Raw genomic sequence first — 18,441 nt, 5'->3', positions numbered from 1 at the left:
GTACGCGGAAGGACGGCCGGCGAAATACGCGAAGGAAGCCCCGAGAACTAGCCGAAATGACTCCCACAGGTGCGGCAGAACGCCGGACGGGAGCGCGACCGGACCGCCGCGATTCCTTTGCGTGACAACCTCTCGCATCCGTTCGACATTGCACACAAGTCTTACCTTTCCCCTCGATAAATTCGAAGGGTGGAGAGAACTAGGCGCCGGCAAGGACGAGGCGAACAGACGAAGCAGGAAGCCCAGGAAGGGGAGGAGCAGGCCCAACGCGGCGAAAAGCAGGAGTGTCCGGAGTGCGACTCCGCGAAACTCATCAAGAGTCCGGACGGAACCGAGGTCACCTGCGAGGAGTGCGGACTAGTTCTGGAGGAGGACAACGTCGACCGCGGCCCCGAGTGGCGCGCGTTCAACCACCAGGAACGCCAGAGCAAGTCCCGCGTGGGTGCGCCCACGACGAACACGATGCACGACAAGGGGCTGACCACGACCATCGACTGGAAGGACAAGGACGCCTACGGCCGTTCTATCTCCTCGAAGAAGCGCAGTCAGATGCACCGTCTGCGCAAGTGGCAAGAGCGCATCCGGACGAAGGACGCGGGCGAGCGCAACCTCCAGTTCGCGCTCAGCGAGATCGACCGCATGGCCTCCGCGCTCGGTGTACCACGCTCCGTTCGTGAGGTTTCGAGCGTCATCTACCGGCGGGCGCTCAAGGAAGACCTCATCCGGGGTCGTTCCATCGAGGGCGTCGCCACCAGCGCGCTCTACGCCGCCTGCCGGATGGAGGGCATCCCCCGCAGTCTGGAGGAAGTTTCGGGCGCCTCGCGGGTCGAGCGCAAGGAGATCGGCCGAACGTATCGGTACGTCTCCCAGGAACTCGACCTGGAGATGAAGCCCGTCGACCCCAAGAAGTACGTCCCGCGGTTCTCTTCGAAACTCGACCTCTCCGAGGAAGTCCAGGCCAAGGCCAACGAGATCATCGAGACGACCTCCGAGCAGGGCCTGCTGTCGGGCAAGTCGCCGACGGGGTACGCGGCGGCCGCCATCTACGCGGCGTCGCTACTCTGTAACGAGAAGAAGACCCAGCGCGAGGTCGCAGACGTCGCGCAGGTCACCGAGGTCACCATCCGCAACCGCTACCAAGAGCAAATCGAAGCGATGGGCATCCACGGCTGAGCAGTCCGGCGCGCCCGGGCCGCAGGCCCGTCGCCTCCGCTACTCGTCCCCGAAGTCGAGCGTCACCGACAGCGGTCCCGACGGATCGTCGAACGCGATATCGCCGGAGTACCGGTAGGTGTCTATCTCGTCGTCGGGGTCGCTCGTCCCGACGGTGCCCCGCACCCGGTGGCCGTCTATCTCGTCGGTGCCGCCGGCCTCGCCCGCCTTTTCGACGTCTCCGCCGACCTGGAACCGATAGCGGACCTTCTCGCCCTTCGACTCGATAGTCACCGTGTTGGGGAGGTCCCCGCTGTCGTCGGTGGTGTCCTCGACGAGTTCTCCGTCGACGTACACCTTCCCCGGCCCGCTGAGTTGGAGTTGGGTAATCTCGCCCGTGAAGTACCAGTCGTCGTGGTTGCCGCCCCTGGCCCGGCCCCGCGCCGTGTTCTCGTCGACCAGTTCGTCGCCCCCGTCCCGGTTCGGCGCGCGCTTCAGTTCCCCGCTCACGCTGACGGTGTACGAGAACAGTTCCTCGGAAACCGAGTCGAACCGGAGTTCCTTCCAGGACTGGGCGCTCGCGGCGCCGGTCAGTCCGGCGCCGGTGAACCCCGCGACGGCGGTCCCCTTCAGTATCGTTCGTCGGTCTATCGTGTCGTTCGTATCAGCGTCTTGTTCTGGGTCAACCATCTGTTCTCCCAGGTCATCCGGACGCCGTCGAGCCGTTTGAATCCGTACAGCCCTCAACCCCGGTTCAGACGGCTTGAAACCGGATTAAGGCAGATTTACGCGGGAAATCGGGCGTTTCCCGTTCGAAATCCCGTATTTGGACCGCGGGCGCGGAGTTAGGCCGAGCGAACCGTCGGTCCCCGCGTCTGACTCGGGTCGGCGTTCTCGATAAGTGTCGCCTATCCGAGCGGAGAATCTACGCGAGAGGAGTCCAGGTGAGAAGAATCGACGCGAGAGGAGTCGACACGAGAGACGAATCGGCGACCCGACGACCCGATGGGTCGTCGCGTCGCCGGCCGATTTGCCTGCGGGTGAACGTTTAACACGGCGCGTTCCGTCGCTCGTAGCAAATGCCGACCCGCGTACCCGACTCCGAGTTCGCCGACCGACTCGCGGCCGTCCGCGAGCGCATCGCCGATGCAGGCGCCGAGGCGGGCGTCTGGTTCGGCGCGACCAGCATCGAGTACCTGACGGGCTTCGACCACATCCAGACCGAGCGGCCGGTCGCGCTCGCGGTCACCGACGACCGCGTCGAACTGACGGTGCCGCGCCTCGAAGTCGAGCGCGTCGAGGCCAACCCGCGCGTCGACGCCGTCCACCACTACTTCGACTACCCCGGCGGCGAGCCGATTCGAACCGCGGCGTCGATGCTCTCGGACCTCGGCGCCGAGTCCGTGGCGGCCGACGCCGACGGCGCGCCGGGCGTGATGGGCTACGAGGGGCCGAAGCTCTCGGAGTTCGTGACCGTCGAAACCCAGAACTGGGTCGACCGGATGCGGTGGGCTAAATCCGACGCGGAGGTCGAGTTGATACGGGAGTCGGCGCGGTGGGGCAACCTCGCCCACCGCTACCTGGCCGACTACACCGAGGTCGGCGCCCACCCCGCGACCGTGAGCCAGCGGGCGTCGATGGAGGCCTCCAGAACCATGCTCGACACGCTCGGTTCGGAGTACGTCCCGCGCACTCGCGGCGACGGCCCGGCGTTCGCGGGTTACATCACCGGCGAGCAGACCGCCCTGCCCCACGGCCACACCGCGAACCGCCGCCTGCAGGAGGGCGACGTGCTCATCACCGGCGCGAGCGCGAACGTCGACGGCTACTTCTCGGAACTCGAACGGACGATGTTCCTGGGCGAACCCACCGACGAGCAGGCCCACTACTTCGAGTTGATGCTCGAAGCCCAGACCATCGCCATCGACGCGCTCGGGCCGGGCGTCCCCGTCTCCAGCGTCGACGAAGCCGTGTGGGACTACTTCGAGGAGCAGGGCGTCGCCGACCTCGCGCGCCACCACGTCGGGCACAACATCGGTCTCGGCGCCCACGAACCGCCGTACATCGACCGTGGGTGGACCGCCCACTGCGAGGGCCGAGAAACCAGAGACGAGGGAGACGCCGAGATGGAACCGGGCCACGTCTACACCATCGAACCCGGCATCTACACCGACGAGTACGGGTATCGCCACTCGGACACCGTCGCCATCACCGAAGACGGCGTCGAGTGGTTGACCTACTTCCCGCGGGACCTCGAATCGAACGTCATCGCCGTCGAGTAGCGTCGGCGAAGGTCACGTCTGAATCGCGTTCCGCAACGACCGTCTCTCCGCCGCACTCGGGCGCTCGCAGGCGATGACGGAGACGGTTCGAGAACTGTCTGGACGAGGCCAGAGTACTCTTCGTGCTCGCCGAAGAACGCCAGTCGAGGGACCGACGGGGCCACGCACGAACTTCTACGCGGTATTTCTGGGAGGGGAGTTCCGCACTCGGCGGTCAGGCCCGGTCCCCGGGAGCGTACAGACGGACAATGAGCAACGAACCGCGGGACGCGATTCACGAGAGTACAGCACCACAGACCAAGACGCGTGAGGCGCGGAGGGAGGGCGTCGACAGCCGATTCAACTCGAAGCTTCGGGAGGCGTTCGGCTCCTCGCCGTTCATTCTCACGAAGTTCGACAAGTTCATGAACTGGGTGCGGGGCTCGTCGATGTTCATGCTGCAGTTCGGCATCGCCTGCTGTAGCCTCGAGATGATGCACACCTACGCGGTCAAGCACGACCTCGACCGCTTCGGCTCCGGGGTGCCGCGAGCCTCGCCCCGGCAGGCGGACGTGATGATCGTGCCCGGGACCATCGTCTCGAAGTTCGCCCCGCGGATGAAGCGAGTTTACGACCAGATGCCCGAACCCAAGTTCGTCGTCAACATGGGCGTCTGTTCCATCTCGGGCGGCCCGTTCCAGGAGGGCTACAACGTCATCAAGGGCGCCGAGGAAGTCATCCCCGTCGACATCCACGTTCCCGGTTGTCCGCCGCGGCCCGAGGCGCTCATCTACGGCGTGGTGAAACTGCAAGAGCGCATCGCAAACGGGGAGTCGAGTCCGGTGACGGTCAAACCCTACGAACTCGAGCAGTTCGGCGACCTCGAACGCGACGAACTCGTCGACAAACTCGCGGGCGAAATCGACGAGGACACCCTCGTCATGCGCTACAACTGGGCCGATTCGCCGTAAGGAGGTGACTGAAGTCGACGAGCGTCGCGTTCCCCGCGCTCGCATACCGGCGGGTAGTGGGTCCATATGTTCGCTCCGAGAGGCGGCCGAGTCGCTCCGAATTCTTCAAGTTCACTTGCCCTAATACCGACGTAGTGGCAGTATCGTTCGACCTCTTCGGGACGCTCGTGGACGCCGACCGGCCGAGCGACCCCGCCGACGCCGTCGCCGCGGAACTCCGCGAGCGCGACGTGGCGGTCCCCGACGACTGGGGCGACGCCTACCGCGAGGTCCACGTCGACGCTCCCTCCGGCGCGGAAGTTCCGCTCCCGGCCCACGTCAGCGCCGCACTCGCCAGCAGGGGCGTCGACGCGCCGGGCAACGCCGCCCGGCGTGCGGTCGTGGCGGCGTTCGACCCCGAGGTCGAGACGCGAGCGGGCGCGGTCGAGGCGGTCCGGGCGGCGAGCGAGCGCGGTCCGGTGGGACTGCTCTCGAACTGCTCGGTGCCGGAACTCGCCCGCCGAACCGTGATCCGCTCGGACCTCGACCGCGACGCCTTCGACGCCGTCGTGACCAGCGTCGCCTGCGGGTGGCGCAAGCCCCATCCGCGGGCGTTCGAAACCTGCGCCGACGAACTCGGCGCACCCGTCGAGGACCTCGTCCACGTCGGCGACGACCCCGAAACCGACGGCGGCGTCGCCGACGCCGGCGGCGAGGCCGTCCTCGTGTCGGAGGTTCCGCTGGTCGAGTTCCCGACGTGGTTGGAGACGAACGGATGAATCCCGCCGTCGAACTTCCGGCGAACCCCGTGTGGGCCGTCGCGCTGGCGCTGGCGCTCGACCTGGCGGTCGGCGAACCCCCGACCCGGTTCCACCCGGTAGCCTGGTTCGGAAGGCTCGTCGCCCCGTTCGACCGCGAGTGGCGACGGCCAGGACCGCAATTTGCGGGATTGGCCGTCGCCGTCGTCCTTCCGCTCCTGGCCGCGAGCGCGGTCGCCGCGGCGACCGCGCTCGCGGGGCGACTCGCGCCCTGGGCCGGCGTCCTCATCGCGGGACTCGCACTCTTTAGCGCGACCAGCCTCAGGATGCTCTATCGGAAAGCCCGCGAAGTCGCGCTCGCGACCGATTCGGACCTCCCGACCGCCCGCGAGCGCCTGCGCTGGCTGGCGGGTCGGGACGCCGCCGACCTGTCGGCCGGCGAGGTCCGGAGCGCCGCGGTCGAGAGCGCCGCCGAGAACCTGGCCGACGGCCTGGTCGCGCCCCTGCTGGCGTTCGCCGCGCTCGCGCCCGTCTCGCTCGCGCTGGCGGCCGGCGCGGCCGCGTGGGTCAAGGCGGTCAACACGCTCGACTCGATGCTCGGCTACCCCCACAAACCCCACGGCACGGCGAGCGCCAGACTCGACGACGCCGTCATGTGGCTCCCCGCGCGGGCGAGCGCGGCGCTCGTCGCGCTCGCCGCGCTCGCGCCCGGGTCGCTGGTCGCCGCCCGACGGTGGGCCGACGCGCCGCCCTCGCCGAACTCGGGGTGGCCGATGGCGACGCTGGCGGCGGCGGTGGACGCCCGCCTCGAGAAGCCCGGCGTCTATGCGCTCAACCCACGAGCCGGATTCCCGACGGTCGAGACGTCGCTGGCCGGGATTCGTATCGTCGGCGTCGCGGGCGCGCTGGCGTACGTCGGTTCGGTGCTGTTCGTCTTCGGGGCTTCGGAGGTGATTCCGTGACCCTAATCGTGAGCGCGGTCCGGGGCGCGCTGGGCTTCCTGACCCGACTGCCGACCGGCCGCGACCGGCGAGCGTGGGACGCCTTCCGGGCGACGCCCGCCGCCTTCCCGCTCGCCGGGTGGGTCGTCGGCGCGCTCGTCTCGGTCGCGTTCCTCCTCGGACTCCCCGCGCCGACCGCCGCGTTCGCGTACCTCCTCGCCGTCTACGCCGTCACCGGCATCAACCACGCCGACGGCGTCGCCGACCTCGGCGACGCCGCGGTCGTCCACGGCGACTCGGCCGACCGCCGCGCGGTGATGAAGGACACCGACGCGGGCGTCGGCGCGGTGCTCGCACTGGCGCTCGTCGTCGCCGGCCTCGCGCTGGCGGGACTGGCGCTCGCCCGGGTTCGGCCCCTCGCAGCGGTCGCCGTCGTCGTCGCGGCCGAGGTCGGCGCGAAACTCGGCATGGCCGGCCTCGCCTGCCTCGGCGACCCGGCCCACGAGGGACTCGGCTCGGGGTTCACCGACAACGGGCCGACGGCGCTACTCGCCGCGGCCGCCGTCGCCGCCCCGGTTCTCCTCTTCGGCTGGGTCGGCGCGGCCGCGCTCGCCGGCGCACTCGTCGCGTCGCTGGCGGTCCTGGGCTGGACCCGGCGGGCGCTCGGCGGCGTCTCGGGCGACGCCTTCGGCGCGACCAACGAACTCGCCCGACTCGCGGGACTCCACGCCGGCGTCGTCGCGCTCGACGCGGGACTCCGCGTAGGACTCACAAATGGACTGCTCTCGGAGGTGCTCGCGTGGACGCGCTTCTGATGTGCGGCGGGCGCGGCACCCGCCTCGACGCCGAGCGCGAGAAACCGCTGTTCGAGGTCGGTGGCGTCCCGATGGTCGAGCGCGTCGCCGACGCACTCGCCGACAGTCGGGTCGATACCACCTACGCGGTCGTCTCGCCCCACGCTCCCGCGACCCGCGAGTACGCCGCCGCCCGCGACTCGCTCGGCGTGGTCGAGACGCCCGGCGAGGGCTACGTCGCCGACCTCCAGGTCGCGCTCGAAACCGTCGACCAGCCGGTCTTCACGGTCGCAGCGGACCTGCCCCTGCTAGCGGGCGACGCCGTCGACGACGTCCTCGACGCCTTCGACGGCGGGTCGCTCACCGTCTGCGTCCCCGCCGCGCTGAAGCGCGCGCTGGGCGCGAGCGCAGACACCACCTTCGAACCCGACGGCGACGGCCGGGGCCGGGAACTCGCGCCGACCGGCGCCAACGTCGTCGCCGACGCCGACCGAGACACCATGTACACGACCTACGACGCACGATTCGCGGTCAACGTGAACCGACGTTCGGACGCCGAACTCGCGGCGGAACTGCTGTCGGATTCCCCGCCGAGAGAACCGGGAGGCGACGATGGACCCCGATAGCGTCCGGGCGGTCGGGCGAGTCCCCCACGGCGGGAGCGACGACCCCGACCTGCTGGAGTTCAGCGCGAACACCAACCCGAAGACGCCAGACGGCGTCGAGGAAGTCTACGCCGACGCGCTCGACGCCTCGCGGTCGTACCCGAACGACGACTACCCCGAGTTCCGGGCGGCCGCCGCCGAGTTCGCGGGCGTCGAGGACTCGGAACGCGTCGTCCCCACGCCGGGCGGTCTGGCGGCGCTCCGACTCGCGTTCGCCACGAGCGTCGCGCCCGGCGACTCCGTGCTCGTCCCGTACCCGAGTTTCGGCGAGTACGCCCGCGAGGTGCGCCTGCAGGGCGGCGACCCCGAGTTCGTCCCCGCCGCCGAGGTGCTGGACGCCGACCCCGCCGGCCGCGCCGCCGCGGTGGTCTGCAACCCCAACAACCCGACCGGCCGAGCCTACGACGAGGCACTCCGGGCGTTCGCGGCCGAATGCCGGGACGCCGACTGCCTGCTCGTCGTCGACGAGGCGTTCCTGGGGTTCACCGACCGACCGTCGCTCGCGGACACCGAGGGAGTCGTGGTCGCGCGCTCGCTCACCAAACTGTTCGGCCTGCCGGGCCTGCGCGCCGGGTTCGCGGTCGGGGTTGGCGAGGAGCGCGAGGCGCTCGAAACGGCGCGTCGGGCGTGGAACCTCGGGACGCCCGCCGCCGCGGTGGGCGCGCACTGCCTCCGGGACGGGGCGTTCGTCGCCGAAACCCGCGAACGCGTCCGGCGCGAGCGCGCCAGGATGGCCGACGCGCTCGGCGAGCGCTTCGAGGTCCACCCCTCGGAGGCGCCCTACCTGCTGGTCGACGTCGGCGAGCGCGACCCCGGGGCGGTCGTCGCGGCCGCCCGCGAGCGCGGAATCGCGATACGGGACGCCACGACGTTCCGTGGCCTCGACTCGCACGTTCGAGTCGCGGTCCGCCTCCCCGAGGAGAACGACCGCCTGCTGGCGGTGATGCGCGATGTTTGAGACGACGGTGCGGGCCGACGCGCTCCGGTTGCGCCGACCCGACACTCGGTGGCTCTCCACGGGGTGGGCCGGCGGGTTCGCGGACGCGGCGGCCGCCTACAACGTCTCGGTCCCCGAAGGATTCGACCGCACCGACCTCGACGACTACGTCGCCGAGCGCCGCGACCGGGCCGGGTTCGCCGAACCCGGCCCGGCGCTACTGACCGGCGTCGACCTCCGCCACGCCCGCGGGGCGCGCCGGGGGTCGGTCGAGGCGGTCGTCACCGCGGGCGTCTCGAACCCGGCGGCGCTCCCGATGGTCGATTTGGCGTCGCCGGACCCGGCCGCCGCGGCGGCCGGGTCCGGCGACTCGGAGGCGTCGGAGGGGTCGGACGACGCCGAACGGTCGACCCGCGAAACCGACGAGTGGCGACCCGGCACCGTGAACGTCGTCGTCGGGACGACGCGGGCGCTCGACAACGCCGGCCTCGCGACGCTACTGTCGGTCGCCGTCGAGGCCAAGACCGCGACCCTGCTGGCCGAGACGGGGTTCCCAGGCACGACGACCGACGCGGTGGTCGCCGCCTGCGACCCTGCGGGCGAACCGGCGACGTTCGCGGGGAGCGGAACGTCCGTCGGCGCGGCCGCCAGGGCGTGCGTGCGCGACGCCCTCCGGGAGAGTCTCCGGTCGCGCTACGCCGAGACTGCCCTGCCCGAGTCTGTCGAGGCGGCCGAGTACGGCGTCACGACCGACCGGACGGCGGAGACGTTCGAGCCGTAGTAGTGGTTGATGATGGTGTTTCTCGGTTCGGGACCTCGCTGTCGTCCGTGCTCGGTCGAAACCACGAATCGAGCGATTCGGTTACTCGGTCGACCGGTCGACGGACTCGGAACGTGAGCGTCTGCCGAGTATCCGTATACCCGCACCGAGCGCGACGACGCTGCCGAGTACGCCAACGACGCTAAATACGAGACTCTGCCAGTACAGAAGGTGCGTTGCGTTTTGGACGTAACCGATGTGGGCCAACGTGATCAGTCCGATTCCGAGTAAAAGCGCGATTACTCGCAACCAGTGGCGTATCGACTGCAAGAGCGCGTTCGTTTCGGAGGGCATAGCCTCGGTTCTCGTCGGGTTCGGTATAATCTCCCCGGTATTACCCCGTTATTTGATGCACGCCACCATTCGAGGAAGACGGCCCGCGCTCTCGGCAAGAAGCGAGGGAAGTCCCACGATTGAAGGCGATACGCCTCACACCTGCGGGCGGTATGAGTACACCGTCAGTGACCCTGCCGAGCGGCGACGAGATGCCCCTGGTCGGCTGTGGAACGTGGAAGCTCCACGACGACGACGTCCGCGACTCGGTGCGGGCCGCCCTCGACTCGGGCTACACCCACGTCGACACCGCCGAGGGCTACATGAACGAGGCCGAAATCGGTGACGTGCTGGCCGACGCCGACGCGGCCCGCGAGGACCTGTTTCTCACCTCGAAGGTGCTCCCGTCGAACCTGAACTACGAGTCGGTGCTGGACGCCTGCGAGGCCTCCCTCGACCGACTGGGAACCGACTACCTCGACCTCTACCTGATCCACTGGCCCAACCCCGCCATCTCGTTGCGCGAGACGCTCCACGCGATGGCGCGGCTCCGCGAGGAGGGGAAGGTGCGCAACGTCGGCGTCTCGAACTTCAGCGCCTACCAGTTGAGCGCCGCCCATCACGTCTCGCCGGTGCCCATCGCGGTCAACCAGATAGAGTTCCACCCGTGGTTCCAGCGGCCCGACCTGGTCGAGTACTGCCGGGAAACCGACGTGGTCGTCGAGGCCGCCGCACCGCTGGCCCGGACGGAGGTGCTCGGCGACGACACCGTCCGAGAACTCGCGGAGAAGTACGACCGGACGCCCGCGCAGGTGGTCCTCAAGTGGGCCGTCGAGCAGGACGTGGTCGTCATCCCGAAGTCGTCGTCGGCCGAGCACGTCCGCGAGAACGCCGAACTGTTCGACTGGGAACTCGACGCGGCGGACCGCCGGCGCCTTGACGACCTCGACCGCGACTATCCCGTGTACGACAAGCCGGCCCGGGACTGGACTGGCGACGTGTACGGCATTTCGCGGTAACGCGAAGAAGCAGGTTTCGTCGGTCCGCCCCACTTGTTTCTTCGAGGTGCAGGCCGAGTCCGCGTCTCGCTACTCTCGCCCGGCGACGAACAGCGCCGCGAGCAGTGCGACAACTGCGACGGTCGCGCCGAAGCCGGGAACGCCCACGCCCTGCGAGTCCGACGCCGGGGTCCCCGCGGCGGTTTCGTCGCTGCTCGCGCCCGCGGTCGTCGGAGTCGCGGTTGCGTTCGCCGCGGCGTACGCCTCGGGGTGGAACGCCTTCGCGAGCGTCGTCACGGCAAGGACGACTCGGGGTGCGGGCTGGTTCAACCGCTGAATCGGGACGACGACCGTCTGGTTCTGCCGAACGGCAGTGGTGTTGGCGTACGCCGCGCCGTCGGGCACCGCGGGGTCGTTGTCGTTCATGAGTATCCACTCGGGGTCGCGCTCGACGACGACCTCGGCGTTGAGCTTCTTGAACCCGGAGACGCCCGCTTCGGCCGCGACGTTCCTGGCGCCCGCCGTCTCTATGATCTCGTCGATGAACGTCCCGTTGCCGGCGGTGTAGCCGTAGAAGACGTACAGCGCTCGCGGGCGCTCCTGGCCCCGGACGGCCTCGCGGACGGTCGCGATACGGTCTTGCATCCACGAGACGGTCTCCTCGGCGCCCGCGCACTCGCCGACGAGTCGGCCGGTCGTGTTCACGTCGCGATAGACGTCGGCGATGGAGTCGGCGCTCCGGAAGTGGTACACCGTGATGCCGGCGTCCCGGAGCTTCTGAATCGTGCCCGCGTCGGTGACGTTCGGCGCGAGGACGAGGTCGGGTTTTAAGTCGACCACCTTCTCGACGTCGACGTACGTCTGGCCGGCGCCCGAGACGTTGGCCTTCCGGTCGGCACCGTCCAGGTAGCTCGCGTACTGGGTGACGCCGACGACCTCGTCCCTCGCGCCGATTTCCCACATCGTCTGGGCGGCGCTCGGCGAGAGCGAGACGACGCGCTCGGGATCCGCTTCGACGGTCACCTCGGTTCCGGTGGCGTCGACTTTGCTCAGGGGGAACGAACACTCGAGTGCGGTCGAAGCGGTCGCCACTTCGTCGGTAGTCGCGCGGTTCGTCGCCGTCGTCGCGACCGCCGGCGTTGCGCCGGCGGTCGCGACCAGTAGAATCACGATGACTGCGGTTGCGGTTCGCATACCGCCACGTTCCCCCAAGAGCAAGAAATATTTATCTAAATAAAGTGTGCTTGCCTAAGGTGCTTTCGCCCGCGCGTCCGGCCGCCGCAACGCGAACAACGTCGGCACCGTTGCGGTCGGACTTGCGGTCGAATCGGGGGCGCCGGGCGTCGTACCGAGCGATTAAAGTAGAATTGCGGTAACTACACCGAAATAGAGGACGAACGTGACTTCACGACGAGACGGTCCCCGAACACCGACGGACGAACCGGCCGGAGGCGGTCGCGGCGCGAGATTCGTCGTCGTCGCCGGCGGCACGGCCACGGCCGAAATCGACGGTATCAGCGCCGCGGGCGCCGACCCCGCCGCGATGGCCCACACGCCGAGCGCCGACCTCGAAATCGTGGCGTACGGCCGACCCGCCCTCGCGCCGGTCGTCCCCGTTAGCCCGACGGGGTGTCCGACGCCCGCCGTCGTGACCCGCGCGGTGCGAGAACTGCTCGACTTCGAGACGCTCGCGGTCGACGCCGGCCTCGCCGCCCCGACGGGCGCGCCCACGGTGACGGTCGGCGACGCCCCCGGCGGCGACGTCAGGGACGCCAGTCCCGTCCCGGCGGCCGACGCGGTCTTCGAGCGAGCGAGGGACCTCGGCCGCGCGCTCCCCGACGACGAACTCGTGGTCGGCGAGACGATTCCGGGCGGGACGACCACTGCGCTCGGGGTGCTGACAGCGCTCGGCGAGCGAGCGACGGTGTCGTCGTCGCTCCCCGAGAACCCGCTCGCCCTGAAGCGGGAGGTCGTCGAGCAAGCGCTCGCGGCGAGCGACCTCGCCGCGGGAGACGCCGCGGGCGACCCGATTCGGGCGCTGCGCTCGGCGGGCGACCCGGTGCTGGCCGCCGTCGCGGGACTCGCCGCCGGCGCGACCGATTCGGGAACCCGGGTGACGCTCGCCGGCGGGACCCAGCAGGCCGCGGCGGCGGCGCTGGTCCGCCACGCCGGCGTCGACGCGCCGCTCTCGCTGGCCACCACGTCGTTCGTCGCCGACGACGAGACGGCGGCGATACGCGAACTGGCGGCCGACCTCGACCTCGACGTGACCGTCACCGACCCCGAGTTCGGCGAGTTGGCCCACCCCGCGACCGACGCCTACGTGGCCGGCGAGGCCAAGGAGGGCGTCGGCATGGGCGGGGCGCTGGCGCTGGCCGACCGCACCGGCGTCTCGGCGGCGGCGGTGCGCGACCGGGTGGTCGAGGTGTACGACCGCCTCACGGACGAAGAAATCGCGAGCGACCGACCGGAGGCCGACCCGTGAAGGGCCTCGTGGTCGGCGGGACGGCGTCGGGCGTCGGCAAGACCGTCGCGACGCTCGCGGTCGTCCGGGCGCTCGAAGCGGCGGGCCGCGCGGTCCAACCCGCGAAGGCCGGCCCGGACTTCATCGACCCGAGCCACCACGCAGCGATCGCGGGCCGGCCGTCGCGGACCCTCGACCCGTGGCTCGAAGGCGAGGACGGCCTCCGGCGCAACTACCACCGCGGGAACGGGGACGTCTGCGTGGTCGAAGGCGTGATGGGACTCTACGACGGCGAGAAGTCGAGCACCGCGATGGTCGCCGAAGCCCTCGACCTTCCGGTGGTGCTCGTCGTCGACGCGAGCGCCGGGATGGAGAGCGTGGCCGCGACCGCCCTGGGCTTCCGGGAGTACGCCCGCCACGCCGGCCGCGACGTCGATGTCGCGGGAATCGTCGCCCAGCGCGCCCACGGCGGCCGCCACGAGTCGGGCATCCGCGAGGCGCTCCCCGATGACCTGACGTACTTCGGCCGGATTCCCCCGACCGAGGGCCTCGAAATCCCCGACCGCCACCTCGGCCTCCACACGGCAAACGAGTCGCCGGTCGACTCCGATACCCTGGACGAGGTTGCGGCCCACCTCGACGCCGACCGACTCCTCGACGTCGCCCGCCGGCCCCCACGTCCGGACTCGAGTCCGGACGTGGGGGCCGGCGGGCGGTCGGAGAACGGAGAGTCCGAGTGGGCGCAGTCGAAGCGCGGGCGACCGCGACGCGACGTGCGAGTCGCGGTCGCCGAAGACGAGGCGTTCCGCTTCGTCTACCCCGCAGTCCGAGAGCGACTCCGAGAGCGCGCGGAGGTGGTGACGTTCGCGCCGACCGCGGGCGACGACCTGCCCGACTGCGACGGCGTCTACCTCCCCGGCGGCTACCCCGAACTCCACGCTGACCGCCTCGCGGAGTCGCCGGCGCTGGCGACGCTCGCCGACCGGGCGAGCGACGGTCTGCCCGTCCTCGGCGAGTGCGGCGGCCTGATGGCGCTCTCGGAGTCGCTGACGACCGGCGACGGCGAGACGCACGCGATGGCCGGCGTCCTCCCCGCCGAGGTGCGGATGCACGACCGCTACCGGGCGCTCGACCACGTCGAACTCCGGGCGCGCTCGGGGACGCTGACCGCCGGCGCGGGCGGGACGCTCCGGGGCCACGAGTTCCACTACTCCAGCGCCGACCCCGCGACCGACGCCCGGTTCGCGTTCGACGTCGAGCGCGGCACCGGCGTCGACGGAGCGCACGACGGACTGACCGAGTACCGGACGCTCGGCACCTACTGCCACGTCCACGCGGCGAGCGGCGCGTTCGACGCCTTCGTCGACGCGCTGTGACCGAATCCATCGACGATACCATGACCGACGAGAACACCGACGAAACCGAGACGGACCGCGAAGCGAGACTCGAACGGACCCCCGGCGAGGGACGCACCCCCGAAGCGCGCGACATCGAACCGAGTGCGCCCGAGGAGTTCGGCCTCGTCCAGGTCTGGTGGGGCGACGGCAAGGGCAAGACCACCGCCGCGATGGGCATGGGCTTTCGCGCCGCGGGCCACGGCTACCGGGTCCACATGCTCCAGTTCATGAAGGGCGGCGCGTCGAGCGTCGAGGCCGTCCGCGGCGAGTACAACGCCATCGAGCACTTCCCCGGCTACTCCTACGAGAACACGGGCCACTACGGCTGGCACGGCTTTCTGGACGGGTCGGACGACGACGAGCACGCCGCGAAGGCGTCGGCCGGATTCGCCCGCGCCGAGGAATTGGTGGCGGCGGCCGACGAGGCCGACCTCGGCGAACCGCTCGCACCCGACGGCCCGCCCGAGGACGGCGTCCACATGCTCGTCCTCGACGAGATTCTCTACGCGGTCGACCGCGACCTGCTCGACCCCGACGACGTCCTCGACCTCGTCCACTCGAAGCCCGAGGGCCTCGAACTCGTACTCACCGGGAGCCACGAGCGCCCCGACTGCCTGCTCGACGACGCCGACCTCGTGACGAACGTCCGGAAGGAGAGCCACCCCATCGACGCCGGCCAGCGCGCCCGCAGGGGGACCGAGTACTGATGGGTGCGCGAGGGGACCCGTGACTCGGACGGTGCTGGTCGCCGGAACCGAGAGCCACGCCGGCAAGAGCACCGTCGCCGCCGGCCTGTGTCGCCTGCTGACGCGTCGGGGCGTCTCGGTCGCGCCGTACAAGGCCCAGAACATGAGCAACAACGCCCGGGCGGTCGTCGACCCCGACGGCGGGTGGGGAGAAATCGGCGTCTCCCAGTACGTCCAGGCGCGGGCCGCCCGAATCGCGCCCACGACCGAGATGAACCCCGTCCTCCTGAAACCCCGCGGCGACGGCGAGAGCCAACTCGTGATTCGTGGCCGGGCGGTCGAGCACGTCCCCGCGGGCGCGTACTACGAGCGCCGCTGGGAGGACGCCCGGAGCGCGGCCGTCGACGCCTACGAGCGACTGGCGGCCCGCCACGAGGTCGTCGTCGCCGAAGGCGCCGGAAGCATCGCCGAGATCAACCTCCGCGAGCGCGACCTCGCGAACCTCGAAACCGCGCGGTTCGCCGACGCCGCGGTCCTCCTGGTCGTGAACGTCGAGCGCGGCGGCGCGTTCGCCAGCCTCTACGGCACCCTCGAACTGATGCCCGAGGACGTCCGCGACCGGGTCCGCGGGGCGGTCATCACCAAGTTCCGGGGCGACCCCGCGCTCCTCGACTCGGGCATCGAGGAGATCGAGGACCGGACCGGCGTGCCAATTCTGGGCGTCCTGCCCTACGACGACCCCGGACTCCCCGAGGAGGACAGCGTCTCGCTCCCCGCGGAAGGCGAGTCGACCGTCGTCGGGGGAGACGACGGCGTGCCGGACGACGAATCCGTGACGGTCGGGGTCCCCCGACTTCCCCGCATCTCGAACTTCACCGACCTCGAACCGCTGGCGGCCGAACCCGGCGTCCGAGTGGCGTACCTCCCGCTCGACGCCGACCTCGCCGACGTCGACGCCGACGCCGTCGTGCTCCCGGGGACGAAGAACACGGTCGACGACCTGCTCGCGCTCCGCGAGGCCGGGTTCGGCGAGGCGCTCGGCCGATTCTCGGGACCCGTCGTGGGGCTCTGCGGCGGCTACCAGATGCTCGGCGAGCGCATCACGAACGCCGACGTCGAGGGGACCGGCGACCGGCAGGAGGTCGCCGGCTTCGGTATCCTGCCGGTCGAGACGCGCTTCTCCGCGGCAAAGCGGGTCGAACCCGTCGAGCGCGAGGTGACGGGCATCGGCCCGTTCGCCGGGGCTGACGGGCGGGTCGCCGGCTACGAGATTCACGCCGGCGAGACGACGCCGACGGGACCGGTCGAGCGCCCGTTCGGAGGCGAGGGTGAGAGCGGTGGCGAGGGCGCGGCGACAGACCGCGTACTCGGCACGTACCTCCACGGCGTCTTCGAGAACGAGAGCGTCCGGGCGGCGTTTCTGGAGACGGTCTTCGAATCGGCCGGGAAATCGTGCCCGACGGCCAGCGGCGACGGCGAGTCGGGACGAGCGAATCCGTACGACGCGGCCGCGGACCTGCTCGCCGACAACCTCGACGCCCGAGAGCTGTTCTCGCGCCTCGGCGTCGACGCCGGCGACCGCCCGGCCTGAGCGGCGGAGGCTTCGAGTGGCCGGACGACGAACTCGCGGTATGGACTCGTCGAACCGCGGTCGCCGGGGGTGGCGCTCGGCCGGGGCGCTCGCGCTGGTCGGCCTCCTCGCACTCGCCCTCGCCGGACTCCGGCGGGCGACGGCCCGCGCCGCCGACGTTCCACTCAGTCCGCTCACCGGCGGGTGGCGCGTCGGCGCCGACTACCCCGAGCGCCGGGGCATCGTCACGGAGGAGGCTGTCGCGGGCGAGATGGACGACGTGACCGCGTTCGCCCGGCCGGGCTTCGGCCCCGACCGACTCCACCCCGAGGTGCGGGACTTCTACGAGAAGACCGCCGACTACGACCTCACCTACGCCGTCGAGTGGCACAGACCGTTCAGGTTCGGCGCGGCGCTCGCCAGCAGGCTGACGAGTCGACTCGAACAGCTGAACCTCCCCGGTCCCCGCGAGGGAGCGGTCCGCGAACTCCGGAGTCGGTTCGCGGCCGTCGACCCCGCGGCCGACCCGCGGGCCGGGACGCGGGCGTGGGTCCGGACGCGGCCGGACGGCCGCGCCGTCTTCGTGGCGCTGTACGCCCACCACGACCGCGAGGGGACCCGGTACGTCAACATCGCGGTGCCGCTCCCGGGCGCGAACCTGAGTACGGTCCTCCGACCCGAACTGCTGGAGTTCGGCGACCCGGACGGGGCGGGACTCGAACTCACGACCCTCGGCGGAGAGGGAGACGGCGGGGGCGGGGACGGCGACGGCGACGAAGGGCTGTTCCTGCTGACGCCGCTCGGCGCGCTGGCGCTTCCGCTCGACCAGCGGTTCCGCGTTCGGCCCGCGGGCGCGTCGGAAACCGACGCGCCCGCGGACGTGGAGTTCGCGGAACCCGGTGCTCAGGAATCCGACCTCGAAGCGCCGTCCGGAATCGTCGCCACACACGAGATGTGGGTGTTCGGCCGGCGATTCCTGACGGTCGAGTACGCCGCCGGGACCGAGGATTCGTCGGGGTCGCAATAGCCGTCGGGGTTCCGACGGCGGGACGGAGCCGTCCGTGCGCAGTCGGAACGACGGTGGCGTCCGGACGACCGTCCTCCGCCGTGGGAAGAAAGCCTATACGGCTGTCGACCGAAATTGTCGCCATGACGCTCGACGTCGAGACGCCCGACCCGCCGGCGCTCCGCGGACCGCAACACCCGGGCGACTACGACGCCGTCGACGAACTGGAAGACGAGACGGGCGACACCCATCGGCGCGAGAACCTGGCCGAGTTCCTGCAGAACGGCGCCTGGGAGGACGCCTTCGAGGAGTGGGCCGAACACACCTACTTGACCGACGAGGAGTTTCGAGTCGTTCGCGAACTCGGGTTGATCGACGAGTTCGACTTCTACTGGAATCCCTCCGACGAGGACGTCGGCTACCGCGCGCCCACCGTCCCGGACGAACTTCCGGAGCCCTACGACGAGACGCTCGAACGAGGCGACGTGCAGGGAATCGACGAAGCGCTCGACGCGCTCGGACGGACCGTGAGCGAGGTGATGGAGAACGATTACATCCACCGCGACGCGTCGGAGTTCGGCTACTCCTGGGAGTGAGGCGGCGAACGGAGACGCTGACGAACCTCCGGACGTCGGTTCCGGGGGCCTCGCCGCCGACACCGCCGACCCGACCGACGGCCGGGCCGAAGTCGTCGCCCCCCACGAGATGTGGCTGCGGGGCCGCAAGTTCCTGACCGTCGAGTACGGCGCGCGAAGGACGACTCGCAGTT

18 protein-coding genes are annotated in these 18,441 nt (G+C 70.5%); 16 read left to right on the top strand and 2 right to left on the bottom strand.

Going from position 1 to position 18,441, the window contains the following annotated elements; all coding sequences use genetic code 11:
• The first annotated feature begins 189 nt into the window (after positions 1-189).
• Positions 190-1,173, top strand: a complete 984-nt coding sequence (locus NGM07_RS16645; protein WP_253513565.1) for a transcription initiation factor IIB — start codon at positions 190-192, stop codon at positions 1,171-1,173.
• A 39-nt stretch (positions 1,174-1,212) separates the two neighbouring features.
• On the opposite strand, the gene NGM07_RS16640 is transcribed toward NGM07_RS16645, so the two are convergent.
• A complete protein-coding gene (locus NGM07_RS16640) occupies positions 1,213-1,842 on the bottom strand; it encodes a twin-arginine translocation signal domain-containing protein (RefSeq protein ID WP_253513563.1) in 630 nt (209 codons plus the stop codon).
• A 389-nt stretch (positions 1,843-2,231) separates the two neighbouring features.
• Here NGM07_RS16640 and NGM07_RS16635 point away from each other — a divergent pair, with 389 nt between their 5' ends.
• The 9 genes from NGM07_RS16635 (at position 2,232) to NGM07_RS16595 (ending at position 10,570) form a co-directional block, all read left to right on the top strand.
• Positions 2,232-3,434 (top strand): M24 family metallopeptidase, encoded by a 1,203-nt coding sequence (locus NGM07_RS16635; RefSeq protein ID WP_253513562.1) that lies wholly within the window; start codon positions 2,232-2,234, stop codon positions 3,432-3,434.
• 248 nt (positions 3,435-3,682) lie between these two features.
• Positions 3,683-4,384, top strand: a complete 702-nt coding sequence (locus NGM07_RS16630; RefSeq protein ID WP_253513560.1) for an NADH-quinone oxidoreductase subunit B — start codon at positions 3,683-3,685, stop codon at positions 4,382-4,384.
• Between the two features lie 134 nt (positions 4,385-4,518).
• Positions 4,519-5,142 (top strand): HAD family hydrolase, encoded by a 624-nt coding sequence (locus tag NGM07_RS16625; RefSeq protein WP_253513558.1) that lies wholly within the window; start codon positions 4,519-4,521, stop codon positions 5,140-5,142.
• Positions 5,139-6,083, top strand: coding sequence for an adenosylcobinamide-phosphate synthase CbiB (gene cbiB / locus NGM07_RS16620; protein WP_253520233.1), 945 nt, complete (start codon positions 5,139-5,141; stop codon positions 6,081-6,083). The genes NGM07_RS16625 and cbiB overlap by 4 nt, the downstream gene beginning before the upstream one ends.
• On the top strand, positions 6,080-6,877 hold the full coding sequence (gene cobS, locus NGM07_RS16615) for an adenosylcobinamide-GDP ribazoletransferase (RefSeq protein ID WP_253513556.1): 798 nt from the start codon (positions 6,080-6,082) through the stop codon (positions 6,875-6,877). The genes cbiB and cobS overlap by 4 nt, the downstream gene beginning before the upstream one ends.
• On the top strand, positions 6,877-7,482 hold the full coding sequence (locus tag NGM07_RS16610; RefSeq protein ID WP_253520232.1) for an NTP transferase domain-containing protein: 606 nt from the start codon (positions 6,877-6,879) through the stop codon (positions 7,480-7,482). Before cobS ends, NGM07_RS16610 begins: the two co-directional genes overlap by 1 nt.
• Entirely contained in the window at positions 7,469-8,479 is a 1,011-nt protein-coding gene (locus tag NGM07_RS16605) for an aminotransferase class I/II-fold pyridoxal phosphate-dependent enzyme (protein WP_253513554.1), read from the top strand. Before NGM07_RS16610 ends, NGM07_RS16605 begins: the two co-directional genes overlap by 14 nt.
• Entirely contained in the window at positions 8,472-9,239 is a 768-nt protein-coding gene (locus tag NGM07_RS16600) for an adenosylcobinamide amidohydrolase (protein WP_253513552.1), read from the top strand. The genes NGM07_RS16605 and NGM07_RS16600 overlap by 8 nt, the downstream gene beginning before the upstream one ends.
• Before the next feature lie 485 nt (positions 9,240-9,724).
• Positions 9,725-10,570, top strand: coding sequence for an aldo/keto reductase (locus NGM07_RS16595; RefSeq protein ID WP_253513551.1), 846 nt, complete (start codon positions 9,725-9,727; stop codon positions 10,568-10,570).
• A 69-nt stretch (positions 10,571-10,639) separates the two neighbouring features.
• Here the strand turns inward: NGM07_RS16595 and NGM07_RS16590 are convergent, their stop codons facing one another.
• On the bottom strand, positions 10,640-11,743 hold the full coding sequence (locus NGM07_RS16590) for a PGF-CTERM-anchored ABC transporter substrate-binding protein (protein ID WP_253513549.1): 1,104 nt from the start codon (positions 11,741-11,743) through the stop codon (positions 10,640-10,642).
• A gap of 310 nt (positions 11,744-12,053) precedes the next feature.
• Here NGM07_RS16590 and NGM07_RS16585 point away from each other — a divergent pair, with 310 nt between their 5' ends.
• From NGM07_RS16585 to NGM07_RS16560, 6 genes are all read left to right on the top strand, one after another.
• A complete protein-coding gene (locus NGM07_RS16585) occupies positions 12,054-13,034 on the top strand; it encodes a nicotinate-nucleotide--dimethylbenzimidazole phosphoribosyltransferase (protein ID WP_253520230.1) in 981 nt (326 codons plus the stop codon).
• Entirely contained in the window at positions 13,031-14,389 is a 1,359-nt protein-coding gene (locus NGM07_RS16580) for a cobyrinic acid a,c-diamide synthase (protein WP_253513547.1), read from the top strand. The genes NGM07_RS16585 and NGM07_RS16580 overlap by 4 nt, the downstream gene beginning before the upstream one ends.
• Positions 14,386-15,117, top strand: coding sequence for a cob(I)yrinic acid a,c-diamide adenosyltransferase (locus NGM07_RS16575; protein WP_382194270.1), 732 nt, complete (start codon positions 14,386-14,388; stop codon positions 15,115-15,117). The genes NGM07_RS16580 and NGM07_RS16575 overlap by 4 nt, the downstream gene beginning before the upstream one ends.
• Positions 15,118-15,136: 19 nt before the next feature.
• Positions 15,137-16,687 (top strand): cobyric acid synthase, encoded by a 1,551-nt coding sequence (locus NGM07_RS16570; protein WP_253513545.1) that lies wholly within the window; start codon positions 15,137-15,139, stop codon positions 16,685-16,687.
• A 40-nt stretch (positions 16,688-16,727) separates the two neighbouring features.
• On the top strand, positions 16,728-17,693 hold the full coding sequence (locus tag NGM07_RS16565) for a hypothetical protein (RefSeq protein WP_253513543.1): 966 nt from the start codon (positions 16,728-16,730) through the stop codon (positions 17,691-17,693).
• 122 nt (positions 17,694-17,815) lie between these two features.
• The gene (locus tag NGM07_RS16560) at positions 17,816-18,268 is read left to right on the top strand and encodes a DUF7992 family protein (RefSeq protein WP_253513542.1); all 453 of its coding nucleotides are present in this window, start codon (positions 17,816-17,818) and stop codon (positions 18,266-18,268) included.
• The last annotated feature ends 173 nt before the right edge of the window (positions 18,269-18,441 follow it).

It is taken from the genome of Halorussus vallis, assembly GCF_024138165.1.
GTDB lineage: Archaea > Halobacteriota > Halobacteria > Halobacteriales > Haladaptataceae > Halorussus > Halorussus vallis.
The sequence above is the reverse complement of the archived record's forward strand: the minus strand, read 5'-3'. Positions and strand labels throughout refer to the sequence as shown.